Annotated in this window: 15 protein-coding genes; 12 read left to right on the top strand and 3 right to left on the bottom strand. The window is 72.0% G+C overall.

The window, feature by feature from the left end:
- Positions 1–114: 114 nt before the first annotated feature.
- Positions 115–378, top strand: coding sequence for a DUF3099 domain-containing protein (locus ACGFRF_RS11075; RefSeq protein ID WP_393738441.1), 264 nt, complete (start codon positions 115–117; stop codon positions 376–378).
- A 27-nt stretch (positions 379–405) separates the two neighbouring features.
- Here the strand turns inward: ACGFRF_RS11075 and ACGFRF_RS11080 are convergent, their stop codons facing one another.
- Complete coding sequence (locus ACGFRF_RS11080; protein ID WP_393738443.1) at positions 406–768, bottom strand: DsrE family protein; 363 nt, start codon at positions 766–768, stop codon at positions 406–408.
- Between the two features lie 257 nt (positions 769–1,025).
- Between ACGFRF_RS11080 and ACGFRF_RS11085 the strand changes: the two genes are divergently transcribed.
- Genes ACGFRF_RS11085 through ACGFRF_RS11095 form a run of 3 tightly spaced genes read left to right on the top strand, consistent with a single transcriptional unit; the run spans position 1,026 to position 3,044 of the window.
- Positions 1,026–1,601, top strand: a complete 576-nt coding sequence (locus ACGFRF_RS11085; protein WP_393738445.1) for an FABP family protein — start codon at positions 1,026–1,028, stop codon at positions 1,599–1,601.
- 30 nt (positions 1,602–1,631) lie between these two features.
- Positions 1,632–2,069, top strand: coding sequence for a Fur family transcriptional regulator (locus ACGFRF_RS11090; RefSeq protein WP_393738447.1), 438 nt, complete (start codon positions 1,632–1,634; stop codon positions 2,067–2,069).
- A gap of 9 nt (positions 2,070–2,078) precedes the next feature.
- Positions 2,079–3,044, top strand: a complete 966-nt coding sequence (locus ACGFRF_RS11095) for a YgfZ/GcvT domain-containing protein (protein WP_393738449.1) — start codon at positions 2,079–2,081, stop codon at positions 3,042–3,044.
- A gap of 46 nt (positions 3,045–3,090) precedes the next feature.
- Here the strand turns inward: ACGFRF_RS11095 and dtd are convergent, their stop codons facing one another.
- Positions 3,091–3,516 (bottom strand): D-aminoacyl-tRNA deacylase, encoded by a 426-nt coding sequence (dtd, locus tag ACGFRF_RS11100; protein WP_393738451.1) that lies wholly within the window; start codon positions 3,514–3,516, stop codon positions 3,091–3,093.
- 159 nt (positions 3,517–3,675) lie between these two features.
- On the opposite strand from dtd, the gene ACGFRF_RS11105 reads away from it, so the two are divergent.
- The 3 genes from ACGFRF_RS11105 to ACGFRF_RS11115 all read left to right on the top strand — a co-directional run bounded on the left by ACGFRF_RS11105 (position 3,676) and on the right by ACGFRF_RS11115 (position 6,840).
- Positions 3,676–4,278 carry an aerial mycelium formation protein gene (locus tag ACGFRF_RS11105; protein WP_393738453.1) on the top strand — a complete coding sequence of 201 codons (603 nt, stop codon included), beginning with the start codon at positions 3,676–3,678 and terminating at the stop codon, positions 4,276–4,278.
- A 65-nt stretch (positions 4,279–4,343) separates the two neighbouring features.
- Entirely contained in the window at positions 4,344–5,600 is a 1,257-nt protein-coding gene (locus tag ACGFRF_RS11110) for a GNAT family N-acetyltransferase (RefSeq protein ID WP_393738455.1), read from the top strand.
- 325 nt (positions 5,601–5,925) lie between these two features.
- Entirely contained in the window at positions 5,926–6,840 is a 915-nt protein-coding gene (locus tag ACGFRF_RS11115) for a winged helix-turn-helix domain-containing protein (RefSeq protein ID WP_393738457.1), read from the top strand.
- Here ACGFRF_RS11115 and ACGFRF_RS11120 read toward each other — a convergent pair.
- Positions 6,835–7,023: a hypothetical protein gene (locus ACGFRF_RS11120; protein WP_393738459.1), complete on the bottom strand. Its 189-nt coding sequence runs from the start codon at positions 7,021–7,023 to the stop codon at positions 6,835–6,837. The genes ACGFRF_RS11115 and ACGFRF_RS11120 overlap by 6 nt on opposite strands.
- 160 nt (positions 7,024–7,183) lie before the next feature.
- On the opposite strand from ACGFRF_RS11120, the gene ACGFRF_RS11125 reads away from it, so the two are divergent.
- The 5 genes from ACGFRF_RS11125 (at position 7,184) to ACGFRF_RS11145 (ending at position 14,030) form a co-directional block, all read left to right on the top strand.
- Positions 7,184–8,062, top strand: a complete 879-nt coding sequence (locus ACGFRF_RS11125; RefSeq protein ID WP_393738461.1) for a winged helix-turn-helix domain-containing protein — start codon at positions 7,184–7,186, stop codon at positions 8,060–8,062.
- A gap of 83 nt (positions 8,063–8,145) precedes the next feature.
- The gene (locus ACGFRF_RS11130; protein ID WP_393738463.1) at positions 8,146–8,811 is read left to right on the top strand and encodes an HAD family hydrolase; all 666 of its coding nucleotides are present in this window, start codon (positions 8,146–8,148) and stop codon (positions 8,809–8,811) included.
- Positions 8,812–9,050: 239 nt separating this feature from the next.
- Positions 9,051–11,300 carry a phosphotransferase gene (locus ACGFRF_RS11135; RefSeq protein WP_393738465.1) on the top strand — a complete coding sequence of 750 codons (2,250 nt, stop codon included), beginning with the start codon at positions 9,051–9,053 and terminating at the stop codon, positions 11,298–11,300.
- A 10-nt stretch (positions 11,301–11,310) separates the two neighbouring features.
- Positions 11,311–11,925, top strand: a complete 615-nt coding sequence (locus tag ACGFRF_RS11140; RefSeq protein WP_393738467.1) for a TetR family transcriptional regulator — start codon at positions 11,311–11,313, stop codon at positions 11,923–11,925.
- A 50-nt stretch (positions 11,926–11,975) separates the two neighbouring features.
- The gene (locus ACGFRF_RS11145; protein WP_393738469.1) at positions 11,976–14,030 is read left to right on the top strand and encodes a HelD family protein; all 2,055 of its coding nucleotides are present in this window, start codon (positions 11,976–11,978) and stop codon (positions 14,028–14,030) included.
- Positions 14,031–14,052 lie beyond the last annotated feature (22 nt).

Genomic DNA, 14,052 nt, shown 5'->3' on the forward strand with positions numbered 1-14,052 from the left:
GGCGACAGCGTTTCGGAATCCGGTACGACTACGCCACGGTAACCCTGCGGGCGGGGCGCGGGCGGCGATTGTCGATCACCTGTGACAGGAGGCCGTCGGTCCTACCCTGGAAGCATGTACGCGCGGCGGCGGCACATCTACTTCGCCATGATGGGGACGTGTATCGGGCTCTTCGTCCTGGCCTGGGGAGTCGTGCGCCTCTGGTCCGTGCCGGCCGCCGTCGGCATGTGCGTGGCGGCCATGGTCGTCCCGCCGGTCGCCGCGATGGTCGCCAACCGGCGGGGCCCGGAGGACCGCTGGTGGGACGACCCGTCCGGGGACCCGAAGTCCGACGAGTGGTGGGACGAACTGGACGGCAAGAAGCGCCCGCGGTCGTAAAGGCCACTCGCGGTCCCCCGCGGGGGATCAGTAGACGAGCGCCTGGGTGCCGTCCGCCAGGGCCTCCTGGACGAAGACCTGCGCGCCCGCGATCCGTACGCCGTCGATGACGTCCTTCTCCGTGATCTCCCGCCGGGCCGCGCACTGCGTGCACAGGGTGATGCGGCCGGCCGCGAGGACCGAGTCGATCAGGTCCGGCAGCGGGGCCGCGTGCGGCAGCTCGAACTCGGCCGCCCGCCCCGGCAGCGCGAACCAGGACGACTCCCCGGTCAGCCACAGCGAGACGTCGACCCCGCTGGCCACGGCCACCGCCGCCACCGTGAACGCCTGCGAGCAGCGCTCGGGGGCGTCGGCCCCGGCCGTCACCTTGATCACCAGCTTCTTCGCCATGCGGGCAGGGTAGCCGTACCGACCACCTCACAAAGAGAGGCGGGCCCCGGCCGCGTAAGCTGGGCCCCGGCTCTGTCGTATTCCCCCAGGCCTTGCAGCAGGGGGACCCCCGACCCTCGCTCAAGGAGCACCCGTGGAGATCTTCTTCGAAACCCTGCTGGTCCTGGTCTGCGTCGGCGTGCTCGCCTTCGCCGGTCTGACCGTGAAGAAGCTGTACCAGGGCCAGCGCTGATCCACACCTAGGAAAGCTTCCGCTCATGATCGAGATCCCGTCCGACCTGCACAAGGACCTCGTCCCGCTCGCCTTCTTGCTCGGCAACTGGGCCGGCGCGGGTGTGCACGACTTCCCCGGCTCGGAGAAGTGCAACTTCGGGCAGGAGGTCAGCTTCACCCATGACGGCCGGGACTTCCTGGAGTACCACTCCCACACCTGGGTGCTGGACCAGGACGGCAACAAGGTCCGTCCACTGGAGTCGGAGTCCGGCTTCTGGCGGATCGACGCCGACCGCAAGGTCGAGGTGACCATGGTCCGCGACGACGGTGTGGTCGAGGTCTGGTACGGCGAGATGGCCGACAAGAAGCCGCAGATCGACCTGGCCACGGACGCCGTCGCCCGAACGGCCGCCTCACAGCCGTACACCGGCGGCAAGCGGCTGTACGGCTACGTCAAGAGCGACCTGATGTGGGTCGGCGAGAAGCAGACCCCGGAGGTCGAGCTGCGCCCCTACATGTCGGCCCACCTGAAGAAGGTCGTCACCCCCGAGGAGGTCGAGCGCTGGGCGAAGGCCCTCCCGGACGACCTCCCGGACGACGGGATCGCCTTCTTCAAATAGGTCCGCCCAAGTGGTCCTAGACTCTTCGGTGTGGTGAGCACCGACTGGAAGAGCGACCTCAGGCAGCGCGGCTACCGGCTGACGCCGCAGCGGCAGCTTGTCCTGGAAGCCGTGGACACCCTTGAGCACGCGACCCCCGACGACATCCTCGTGGAAGTGAGGAAGACGGCGTCGGGGGTCAACATTTCCACCGTCTACCGGACGCTGGAGCTGCTGGAGGAGCTGGGCCTGGTCAGCCACGCCCACCTCGGCCACGGTGCGCCCACCTACCACCTCGCCGACCGCCACCACCATCTGCACCTGGTGTGCCGGGACTGCCAGAACGTGGTCGAGGCGGACGTGGAGGTCGCGGCCGACTTCACGGCCAAGCTCCGGCAGCAGTTCGGGTTCGACACCGACATGAAGCACTTCGCGATCTTCGGCCGGTGCAAGGACTGTTCACTGAAGAGTTCAACTACCACGTCGTAGGCTTGCTGTATGAAAAGCCCCCTGCTGTCCCTGCCCGGCGCCGTCCCCGCCGAAGGAGTGGACGAAGGTGTCGCCGCCCACTACGGCGACCTGTTCCGTGAGCAGCGCGCCCTCGCCGACGGCACCGGTTTCGTCGACCTCTCGCACCGCGGGGTGGTCACCGTCAGCGGCGAGGACCGGCTGAGCTGGCTGCACCTCCTGCTCACCCAGCACGTCAGCGAGCTGCCCGCGGGCGAGGCGACCGAGGCGCTGATCCTCTCCGCGCACGGCCACATTGAGCACGCCCTGTACCTGGTGGACGACGGTACGACGGTGTGGGCGCACGTCGAGCCCGGCACCCAGGACGCGCTGATCGCGTACCTGGAGTCGATGAAGTTCTTCTACCGGGTGGAGGTCGCCGACCGCACCGCCGACTTCGCGGTCGTCCACCTGCCGGCCGGCTCGATCGCCGAGGTGCCCGAGGGCGTCGTCGTCCGCGAGACGGCGTACGGCCGTGACCTCTTCCTGCCGCGCGCCGACCTGGAGTCCTTCGCGGCCGAGCACGGCCCCGCCGCCGGGCTGCTCGCCTACGAGGCGCTGCGCGTCGAGCACCACCGCCCCCGGCTCGGCTTCGAGACCGACCACCGCACCATCCCGCACGAACTGGGCTGGATCGGCACGGCGGTGCACCTGCAGAAGGGCTGCTACCGCGGCCAGGAGACGGTCGCCCGCGTCCAGAACCTGGGCAAGCCGCCGCGCAGGCTCGTCTTCCTGCACCTGGACGGCAGCGAGGTCCACCTGCCGGTGCCGGGCACCGAGCTCCGGATCGCGGACGAGGGGCCCGACGGCCGCAAGATCGGCTTCGTGACGACGTCCGTACGCCATCACGAGCTGGGGCCGGTCGCCCTCGCGCTCGTCAAGCGCAACGTCCCGACCGACGCGAGGCTCCTGGCCGGAGAGACGGCGGCCGCGCAGGAGACCGTGGTCCAGCCGTAGCCCCACCAGGCAGCGCCGTCGCCCCCCGAGCGGCGCCGGGTGCCCTCTACATCTCGAGAAGCACGGTGAAGGGGCCGTCGTTCGTCAGCGACACCCGCATCTGCGCGCCGAACCGGCCCGTCGCCACCGTCGCGCCCAGCGCCCGCAACTGGGCCACCACCTCGTCGACCAGCGGCTCGGCGACATCGCCCGGGGCCGCCGCGTTCCACGTGGGCCGGCGGCCCTTGCGGGCGTCTCCGTACAGCGTGAACTGGCTGATCACGAGCAGCGGGGCGTCGATGTCGCTGCACGACTTCTCGTCCTGGAGCATCCGGATCGACCACAGCTTGCGGGCCAGCTGGGCCGCCTTCTCCTTGGTGTCCTCGTGGGTCACCCCGACGAGGACGCACAGCCCCTCGCCCTCGATCGCGCCCACCGTCTCGCCGTCCACGACGACGCTCGCGCCGTCCACCCTCTGCACCACCGCACGCATGCGGACCATCATGCCCGGTGTCCCGCGCTCGGCCGCACGAGGTCCAATATGGATCTCTTACCGCCCATCTGGGGCCGTTCGGGGGCACTCGGTCACATAGCGGCCGGTTGGGGTGGCACCATGCTTGCACACGCCGGTCGAGGGGACGGTCACACGCACATGAGCACACCGAGTACCAGCGGGCGGCTGGGGACACACGGGACGTACCGGCCGCCCGCGCAGCGCGCCGACGGCACGGCGGGCCCGGCGCTTCCCGCGGAGCCTCCCGAGCCCGACCTGGCCCGGCTGAGTCTGCCCGAACTGCGGATCCTGCGCCGCGACGCCCAGCGCGACGAGGCGGACCTCAGCTATGTCCGGCGGCTGCTGCAGGGCCGGATCGACATCCTGCGCGCGGAGCTGAGCCGACGCGGCCGGGCGTCCGTGCCGGCGCCCGCGGACGGCTCCGTGGTCGACCGGCTCCCGGAGATCCTCCAGGACGCCCCGGCCCGGCACCGCTCCTCGGCCCGCCATGTCACGCTCGGCACTCCGCACAACGAGGAGTACCGGCAGCTGGCCGCCGAGATGCTCGCCGAGGTCGAGCTGTCCGACCTCCAGGCCCGTACGGACCTCGAACTGACCAGCGCCATGGGCCGTCTGGTCCGCTACGAGCAGGAGGTCTCCCGGCGCCGCCAGCGGCTGCAGCACACGGCCGACGACTGCAGCGGGGAGATCGCCCGCCGGTACCGGGTGGGCGAGGCGCAGGTCGACGACCTGCTGACCTGAGCGGGGCGGCGAACAGGCGACGAAATACGGGCGACAGGCAGGGGTCGTCCGCCTACGGTGGCCCCATGACCGAGGTCCGAACCGTCACCGATGCCGAACTCGAGGACTGGCAGCGTGCCCTGAAGACCGGGTTCCTGCGGCCGCCGGACATGACGCCGGAGCAGGTGGAGGCTCGGCGCCGGGTGCCGGGCCGCCGGCTGGGCGCCTTCGACGACGGCCGGTGCGTGGCCACCTTCCGCTCCTTCGCCCAGGAGCTGACCGCGGTCGGCGGCACACCGGTGCCCGCGGACGCGATCTCCAACGTCACCGTCTCCCCGACGCACCGCCGCCGGGGCCTGCTGACCCGGATGATGGGTCAGGACCTGGCGGCGGCGAAGGAACGCGGCGACGTCGTGGCCACCCTGATCGCCGCCGAGTACCCGATCTACGGGCGGTACGGCTTCGGACCGGCGACCTGGACGACCGAGTGGACCGTCGAGGTCACCCGGTCCGGCCTCGACCCGCGCCGGTCCGGCCCGGAGGACGGCGGCCGGATCGACCTGGTGGACGCCGAGGACGTGCGCAAGCTCGGTCCCGAACTGCACGAGCGGTTCCGCCGTGCCCAGCCCGGTGCGGTCAGCCGGGACGAGCTGTGGTGGCAGGTCAACACCGGGGCCGTGCGCTTCGACGCGTGGACCGAGCCGTTCTACGCCGTGTACCGGTCGGCCTCCGACGAGGTCGAGGGCCTGGTGTCGTACGAGTCCGACGACAGCTGGCACGGCAAGCAGCCGCAGCACACCGCCGACGTCAACTGGCTGATCGCCTCGACCCCGGCGGCCGAACGCGCCCTGTGGCGGTACCTGTGCTCGATCGACTGGGTCACGAAGGTCAAGACCGGCTGGCGCGGCCCCGACGACCTGCTGCCCTTCCATCTGCCCGACCCGCGCGCGGCCCGTGTCACCGAGCACGCGGACTGGCTGTGGGTGCGCGTCCTGGACGTCGTGCGGGCCCTGGAGGCGCGGACGTACGGGGCGGAGGGGGCGCTGGTGCTGGAGGTCCTGGACGGCGCGGGCGGCGGGGACGGTGCGGACGGTGCCGGTCTGGCCGGGGGCCGGTTCCGGCTGGAGGTCTCCTCCGAGGGGGCGTCCTGCGTGCCGGCGAGCGCCGCGAGTGCCGATCTGACCCTTCAGGTGGGGGAGTTGGCCCGGCTGTGGCTCGGTGACGAGTCGGCGCTGCGGCTCGCCGCCCTCGGCCGGGTCCAGGAAGAACGAGAGGGCGCCGCCCGGAAGGCCGACGCCCTGTTCCGCTCGCCCGGGCGCCCGTGGTGCCCGGACCTCTTCTGACGCTCCCTTCGTGCGGTGACACGCTGACTGTTCATCCGTAGCGAGCTGTTCAGTTGTGGCTGTGCGGTGTCGATGTTCAGTTGTGGCTGTGCCGGCTGTTCAGTTGTGACTGTGCGGGTCGTGCGCTGTGGCTGTGTGCTCCGGTGGCCGTCCCCTGTCCGGACTCCCGGCTCCCCTCCGGAAGGGAGCCCGGTCGGCCAACCACTGGGAAGCTTGACCATGTTGTACGAGTTGGCTGCCAACTCCACTGTTCTTATCTCCGTTGGGAACCGTCTCATAACCAGCTGTCACTGAACTGCCACAAGATGGCGGGAAGTTGTAGTGTTTGTCCGTGGACCCGGAGCACGCCTCCGCCAGTGGACGGACGAGGTCACAGCGGCCACGCCGGTCCCACCGCGAGATCGCCGACGAACTGCGCAGCCGGATCAGGTCCGGCGAGCTGCGGCCGGGCCAGCGCATGCCCACACAGGCCCAGCTGGCCGACGAGTTCGACGTCGAACGCGGGGCCGTGCGGCAGGCCTTGCGCATCCTGCAGTTGGAGCAGCTGCTCACCAACGTTTCCAAGGGAAGCCCGGCCACCGTGGCCGGGGTCCCGGGGCCGGCGCGGCCCGTGGCCGGTCCCGCGGCGCCGCCGCAGCCCACGATGGTGGGCCTCGCGCCGCGCATCGCGACCGCCTTCGCCGCCCCGCACGTGCGGATCGACGCGCTCTGCCTGACCTCCGTCTCGCTCACGCTCGCCATCGGCGAGCCGCTTCGGCAGATCCATGCCGGGCAGTTGAAACCGGCCAAGATCGACGTGCGGGTGCTGCTGCCGAGCCGGGACATCGAATTGGCGTTCCCGGCGCCGGTGGACGCGGCCGACGGCGGCCTGCTGCACCGGCGCTGGCTGGCCCAGCGCAACGCCCAGGGCCTGGTGCTGCGGCAGAACCTGCTGGCGCTGCGCACCACGCACGGGATCGACGTGCGGGTGTACTTCCGGGCCCTGCCGTTCACCCCGCCGGTCAAGCTGTACCTGCTCAACGGGGCCGAGGCGCTGTTCGCGTACTACACGCTCGGGCGCCGCGAGCGGGAGATCGAGCACGAGCACGTGGAGTTGTACGACGCCGACGGCACCCGGTCGATGCTGTTCGCCTTCGAGCGGCGGGCCGGGCAGGGGGACGCGGCGTTCGTGGAGCAGTCGCACCTGTGGTTCGACGCGCTGTGGGAGACGATCAGTTCGGACCTGGTGCTGGCGTCATAGCGCCGGGCCGGCCAGCAGCACCGCGAGCAGGACGGCGCCGGCGGAGCTGACCGCCGGGCTCTTGGCCTTGATGCCCACGGAGAGCAGCAGCATGCCGACGATGCCGGCGGCGCCGTACTTCCACTGGACGAGCTGCTCGAAGCCGATGATGAACAGGGCGGAGAGGAGAGCGAGGGCAGGCACGGTGATCCCCCTTCGGGCTGCCGTTGGGATGTGCGGGGAAGCAGAAGTTCCGCCAACTTGGGAAAGTTGGCAACCAACTTCATCTAAGTTGTCCCCACTTGGTCCCTGCTCATAAACAACTTTCGGGCAACTCCCTTTAGATGGATCAGAGTTGTAGCGTTTGGTCGTGACCCAGGAGAACGTGGCAGTGAACGGCAGCAGAAGGCTCACGCCCCAGGAGATCGCCGACACCCTGCGCGAGCGCATCCGCACGGGCGCCCTGCGGGCGGGCGAGCGGCTGCCCACCCAGGCCGAGCTGGCCGAGGAGTTCGGCGTGGAGCGCGGTGCCGTACGCCAGGCCCTGCGGGCACTCCAGCAGGACGGACTGCTCAGCGACGTCAGCAAGGGCAGCCCGCCCCGGGTGGCCGAGCCGCAGTCCGGCCCGGAGGAACCCCAGCCGACCATGGTGGCCCTCGCCCCCCGGCTGACGGAGGCCTTCTCGGCGCCGCACGTGCGCATCGACGCGGTCTGCCTGACCGCGCAGAGCCTGATCCCCGCGCTCGGTGAGCCGCTGCGCCTGATCCACGAGGGGCGCCTGAGCCCCGAGCGGATCGACGTCCGCATCCTGCTCCCGTCCCGGGACATCAACCTCGCCTTCCCGGTCTCGGTCGACGCCGGGAGCGACGACGACGCCGTCCACCAGCGCTGGCTGGCCATGCGCAACGCCCAGGGCCAGGTGCTCCAGTACAACCTCCAGGCGCTGCGCGGCACCCACGACATCGACGTCCACGTCACCTTCCGGGCCCTGCCGTTCACCCCGCCGGCCAAGTTGTACCTGCTCAACGGCAGGGAGGCGCTGTACGCGTACTACATGATCGCGCGCCGGGAGGAGCCCACCGAGAGCGGGACGCTGGAGATGTACGACACCCTCGGCTCCGAGTCGCTCCTCTTCTCCTTCGAGAAGCGGGCCGGGCAACGGGACGCGGCATTCGTGGAGCAATCGCAGAAGTGGTTCGACGCCCTCTGGGAAACCATCACCACGGACCTGACACTCTCCTAGTGACTTCTGATGCGACTTCTGATGCGACGCCTGGTGCGAATGAGATCGAGAAGCTTCGGGAACTGATCACACACGCTCGGGTCGTGCTGTGGGACTTCGACGGGCCGATCTGTCGCCTCTTCGCCGGGCACAAGGCGGAACGGGTGGCAGCGGAGCTGGTGGAGTGGCTGGAGCTGCAGGGGCTGCGAGGGCTGCTCACCGACCCGGAACGGGAGACGCTGGACCCGCAGGTCGTCCTGCGCGCCGTGGGCCGCCGCCATCCGGGCAGCGACCTCGTCGCCGAACTGGAGGAACGGCTCACCCAGGAGGAACTGCGGGCGGCCGCGTCCGCGCTGCCGACCGCCTACGCCGACCCGCTGATCCGCACCTGGACCGCCGTCGGCGCCCGGCTCGCCGTCACCACCAACAACTCGCCGCGGGTGGCCCGCACGTACCTCGAGACCCGCGGCCTCACCGGCTGCTTCGCTCCCCACCTGTACGGCCGTACGCAGCAGCTGCACCACCTCAAGCCGGATCCGCACTGCCTCAACCGCGCCCTGAGCGCGATGGGCGCGGCCCCGGCCGCCGCCCTGATGATCGGCGACTCGGCCTCCGACCTGGACGCAGCCCGCGAGGCCGGTGTCCCGTTCCTGGGCTACGCGCGTAACGCCTTCAAGGAGAAACGCCTGCGTGCGGCGGGCGCGCAGGACGTCGTACGGTCGCTGGAGCCGCTGTTGCGGCTGCTCCGGAGCGGGCGTTTCGTGCGCTAGCATCGCCAGTCCGAGTCACCGCTCGGATTCGTGCGTGAGGAATGGCAACGAGCCGGTCCTCGGCCGTCGGCCTGGCACAGATGAGTGGCAGACCACCCGTTGGGCTACTCGGCTGGGCCTGAAGGTCGTGTCGGTCACCCCCTGGGCATAGCGTTCTCCCCGAGGTGTCTTGACCTGTCTTCCGACGCTGTCCCGATGTCCCGACCCTTCCTTTTCGCGCGATCTACCCGGAGCGGCCAGTGGGCGCACCGTCTGTTCCCCGTGCCGCGGCTGGGGGACACGCCGGCAGAGTTCGGACGGATGCCGTCGTCCGGGAGTTCGTGGCCCGTGCCGTCGCGTCGGGACCCGAGCGTGGGGGTTTCCACCACCGCAATCACGTCGTACCGCTGACCGAACCCGTGGCCGGGCTGCTGGGCAGGGAGCCCGGCACCCCGGTGACCGTGCGGGTGCCGCGCGCGGACGCGGTGCCGGTGGTCGTCCGGACCTGGCGGAGCGAGCCGGAGATCCTGCGCGCCCTGCACGGTCTGCTGCCCGTGCCGGAGTGCCTGGCGGAGGGCGAGGGGTACGCCGTCCACAGCTTTGTGGACGGAGCCGTGCTGGCGGACGTCTGCGGCCCCGGCAAGCCGGTCGACGGACCGCTGCTGAAGGACCTCGCGGCGCTGCTCGCCTCGATCGTCCAGGTGCGCGGCCCCGCGCTGCCGCCCCTGCCGGCCGAGTGGCCCCGCAACCACACGGACTCCCAGGGCTTCCTGCGCACCCTGGCCCACCTCGCCGACCGCCAGATCCGCCGGCCCAACTGGTCCCGGTACGGCGGTCTGTTCGTCGCTCTCGGCGTGCCCGAGGACGCGCTGCTGCGGTTCGCCGACCGGGTCCCGGCGATGACCCGGCGGCCGTACGGTCTGCTCCACGGCGACCTGCACCGCGGCAACCTGGTCCTGCCGTCCGCCGGTGACGCGCCGCTGCACTGCCTGGACTGGGAACTGGCCGGCTACGGCGACCCGTTGCACGACCTCGCCGTCCATCTGGTGCGGATGCGCTACCCGGACCACCAGTGGCACACGGCGGTCGATGCCTGGGCCGAGGCCGTGCGCCGGGTGCGGCCCGCCGCCGTGGCCGGCCTGACCAAGGACCTGCCCCACTACGTGGCGTTCGAGCGTGCCCAGTCCCTCTACGCCGACGTCGTCCGGGCCGCGCGGGCGCTGGAGGACTCCTTCGACCGGCGGAGCCTGGAGCGGGCGACGGGCGTCGTGCGGGCCGCCCTGCGGTCCGCCGCCGAGCCGCTGCGGCTGGGCAGGGTGCCGGAGGAGGACGAGATCGAGCGGGTCCTGTTCCGTCGCGGGGCGTCCGCCTGGTCCGCCGGCGTTGCGGGGCGGCGGGGCCCGGCCGTTCGTGGCATCGGCTGGACACCGGACCGGCGGGTCCCCGAGCACCCCTCTTTCCCGCACTCCGCGGTCGCCGACGCGCTGTTCCTGGAGGGCGCCGCCCCGGCCGACCGGGTGTTCAAGGGCGCCGCGCACCTCAACACGGTGCTCCGGGTCCCCGGCACCCCCTTCCCCGTCGTCGTGCGCCGCGAGGCGACCGTCGTCCTGCGGCGCGAGCGCAGTTTCCTCAGCGAGCACGCCGTGCTCGGTGCGATCGAACGGTCCGGGGTGCCGGTGGCCGCACCCCGGGTCCTGGCGCTGGGGACGAGCCACGCCACGGACCCGGCCCACTGCTACGGCGGGGACCGCTTCGCCGTCCACACCTACGAGGGCGCCCGCGACCTCGGCCGAAGACCCGAGCACCCGGTGCACGGACTGCGGCCGCACGAGGCGGACTGCCTGGTCGACCAGCTGGCCGCGCTGACCGCGGTCGACTACGTCCCGATCGACCCGGTCGCGGGCCGGCCCGGCTTCTACGACTGGCTCAGCGACCAGCTGGTGGCGCTGGTCGCCGACCTGCCGAAGGCGTCCCAGCAGCTGGCCCGCCTCCTCGGGCTGCCCGACGCGCCCCGGCTGCGCGAGATCCTCGCCCGGCACCGCGTCACCGACCGCGACTGCGCCCTGCTGCACGGCGACCTCAACCCCTGGAACCTGGTGCGCCGCGAGGACGACCCCGCCCTCACCCTGATCGACTGGGAGATGGCCCTGGTCGGGGACCCGCTGTACGAACTGGTCCGGCACATGCACCTCACCCCGACCCGGCCGGAGATCCGCGACCGGATGTTCCGGCGCTGGGAGGACCGGCTGGCCGCGCGGTTCACCAAGGGCTGGCAGGAGGACTGGCGGGTGTACCGGTGGATCGAGATCGTCCGCTCGGCCTACGTCGACCTCGACCGCCTGGTCACCGGGACGAGCCTGGACGCCCCGAACGTCCGCCGCGCCCTGGACTCCTACGCCATGACCCTCGCCGCGGCCACCGCATCCCTGGGCCTGTCGTCCCGGCCGCGCACAAGCTCGCACGTGGTCCGTGGTCTGGCCTGGCCGACCGGTCCGGGCGGCGCTGCGTAGGCTCCCCCTCATGGAAGAGATGGGCCTGCGGGAGCGCAAGAGGCAACGGATGTACCAGGACGTGTCGGACATCGCCGTACGGCTTTTCCTGGAGCGGGGCTTCGACGCGGTGTCGGTCGCGGAGGTCGCCGCCGCGGCCGGGATCTCCAAGCCGACCCTCTTCCGGTACTTCCCGGCCAAGGAGGACCTCGTCCTGCACCGGATCGCCGACCACGAGACGGAGGCGGCACGGGTGGTCGCCGGGGCGGCCGATCCGGTGGACGCGCTGCGCCGGAACTTCCTCGCCGGTCTCGAGCGGCGCGATCCGGTCACCGGCCTGAACGACCATCCCGAGGTGCTCGCCTTCCACTCCCTGCTGTACGGCACCCCGGCGCTGGTGGCTCGGGCGTACGGCCATATGGAGCGGTCGGAGGCGGCGCTCGCCGAGGCCCTGGGCGGCGGTCTGGACGCCCGACTGGCGGCGGGGCAGATCGTCGCCGTCCAGCGGATCCTCGCGCAGGAGAACTGGCGGCGGATCGCGGCGGGGGAGAGTGTCGCGCGGGTCGCGCCGGACGCGGTGCGCGCGGCCGAACGGGCGTTCGAGCGGCTGGCGGCGGGGCTCCTCGTGGGGAAGGGCGACGAGTGAAACTCGGTTAAAAACTTAACTCGGTAACGCATGTCCCGTACGCTGGCGCCATGACGTCACTCCCCCCCGCCCTCGAGGACACCCTGCACGCCGAGCGCGCCTACCACGACACCTGCCGCGCCGCCCTCGCCGCCATGGTCGAGGGCGCCGCCGAACAGGTCGTCGTCGGCGAGGACGTCTCCGCCTCCGGCGCCGACGCCGAGGTCCTCGGCTACCGGCTGCGCAGCCAGGCCAAGGCCATGCGCGAACTGCCGCCCGGACCGCTGTTCTTCGGCCGCCTCGACTTCGGCGCACAGGATCCGGAACACGGCGGGCAGAGCTACCACGTCGGCCGGATCCGGATCACCGAGAACCCGGCCGACGCACCCCTCGTCGTCGACTGGCGGGCCCCCGTCTCCCGCGCCTTCTACCAGGCCAGCGCCCGCGAACCGCAAGGCGTCGACACCCGGCGCCGGTTCGGCTGGGCCCCCGGCAGCCGGGGCGACTCGGCCGACCTCACCGGCCTCGAGGACGAGCGCCTGGGCCGGGGCGAGTCGCGGGCCAGTGACATCGTCGCCCGCGAGATCGAACGGCCCCGCATCGGACCCATGCGGGACATCGCCGCCACCATCCAGCCCGAGCAGGACGACCTCGTGCGGGCGGATCTCGCCGACTCCCTGTGCGTGCAGGGCGCCCCCGGTACCGGCAAGACCGCCGTCGGCCTGCACCGCGCCGCCTACCTGCTCTACACCCACCCCAAGCGGCTCCAGCGCTCCGGCCTGCTCATCCTCGGACCCAACCGCACCTTCCTCGGCTACATCGCCGAGGTACTGCCCAACCTCGGCGAGTCCGCCCGTCGCGGAGCGACCGAGGGGGGCTACCGCCAGTCCACCCTCCTCGACGAGATCGCCCGCCACCCGGTCACCGGCACCGACCCCGTCCGCACGGCGACCGTCAAGCACGACGCCCGCATGGCGGAGGTGCTGCGCCGGGCGCTGTACGCGCGCGTGACCGTCGAGGGCGTGGCCGACCTCGCCGTACCGGAGGGCTCCTACCGCTGGCGGGTGCCCGCCGGCGAACTGGCCGCGATCGTCGAGCAGGTGCGGGCCGAGCAGCCGCCGTACGCCGTCGGCCGCGAGCGGGTGCGCACCCGGGTGGTACGGCGGCTGCGGGAGCAGGCCGAGCGGCGCTCCGGGGTCCGGCCCGCCTCCTGGGTCCGCCGCGTCGAGCACTCCCGCCCGCTCACCGCCCGTCTCGACGCCGTCTGGCCCAAGGTCCGCCCCGAGGAGGTCCTCGCCGAACTCCTCGCCGACCACGCGGTGCTGGCCGGCGCGGCCGACGGACTGCTCGACCCGGACGAGCAGTCCGCGCTGCTGTGGCCGCGCCCGCCGCGCTCGTACAAGTCGGCCCGCTGGTCGGCCGCCGACCTCGTCCTCCTCGACGAACTGTCCGGGCTGATCGAGCACCCCCAGGGCTACGGCCACCTGGTCGTGGACGAGGCGCAGGACCTCTCGCCCATGGAGTGCCGGGCCATCGCCCGCCGGGCCGCCTTCGGCTCGCTGACCGTCCTCGGCGACCTCGCCCAGGGCACCACCCCGTGGGCCGCCCGCGACTGGTCCGTGCAGCTGCGCCACCTCGGCAAGCCGGACGCGGCCGTGGTGCCGCTGACCACCGGGTTCCGGGTGCCCGCCGCGGTCGTCGAGCTGGCCAACCGGCTGCTCGACCGTCTCGACGTGGCCGTACCCGCCGCCCGGTCGCTGCGCACGGACGGCGAGTTGACCGTCCGCCCCACCGACGACGTGCTCGGCACGACCGTGACCGCCGTACGGGCCGCCCTCACCAGGGAGGGGTCGGTCGGGGTGGTCGCGGCGGACGCGGACGTGGACGGCGTGCGGGAGGCGCTCACCACGGCCGGTATCGCCACGGCGGGCCCGGACGCACTCGGCGCCCGCGTCACCGTCGTACCCGCGAGCCTGGTCAAAGGCCTGGAGTACGACCATGTGGTCGCCGTCGAACCGGCCGCCGTCGTCGAGGCGGAGGAGCGGGGCGCCCACCGGCTGTACGTGGTGCTGACGCGGGCGGTGTCCCGGCTGGACGTGGTGCACGCCAGACCCTTGCCGTTCTGAGCTCCTGCCGGCTCGCGACAAC

Origin of the sequence: Streptomyces sp. NPDC048521, assembly GCF_043199855.1 — a bacterium.
Lineage (GTDB): Bacteria > Actinomycetota > Actinomycetes > Streptomycetales > Streptomycetaceae > Streptomyces.

What these genes read in the sequence shown, in the direction of transcription:
- ACGFRF_RS11075 (WP_393738441.1), top strand. Translation starts at nt 115, where the DNA reads ATGTACGCGCGGCGGCGGCACATCTACTTCGCCATGATGGGGACGTGT.
- ACGFRF_RS11080 (WP_393738443.1), bottom strand. Translation starts at nt 768, where the DNA reads ATGGCGAAGAAGCTGGTGATCAAGGTGACGGCCGGGGCCGACGCCCCC.
- ACGFRF_RS11085 (WP_393738445.1), top strand. Translation starts at nt 1,026, where the DNA reads ATGATCGAGATCCCGTCCGACCTGCACAAGGACCTCGTCCCGCTCGCC.
- ACGFRF_RS11095 (WP_393738449.1), top strand. Translation starts at nt 2,079, where the DNA reads ATGAAAAGCCCCCTGCTGTCCCTGCCCGGCGCCGTCCCCGCCGAAGGA.
- dtd (WP_393738451.1), bottom strand. Translation starts at nt 3,516, where the DNA reads ATGCGTGCGGTGGTGCAGAGGGTGGACGGCGCGAGCGTCGTCGTGGAC.
- ACGFRF_RS11105 (WP_393738453.1), top strand. Translation starts at nt 3,676, where the DNA reads ATGAGCACACCGAGTACCAGCGGGCGGCTGGGGACACACGGGACGTAC.
- ACGFRF_RS11110 (WP_393738455.1), top strand. Translation starts at nt 4,344, where the DNA reads ATGACCGAGGTCCGAACCGTCACCGATGCCGAACTCGAGGACTGGCAG.
- ACGFRF_RS11140 (WP_393738467.1), top strand. Translation starts at nt 11,311, where the DNA reads ATGGAAGAGATGGGCCTGCGGGAGCGCAAGAGGCAACGGATGTACCAG.
- ACGFRF_RS11145 (WP_393738469.1), top strand. Translation starts at nt 11,976, where the DNA reads ATGACGTCACTCCCCCCCGCCCTCGAGGACACCCTGCACGCCGAGCGC.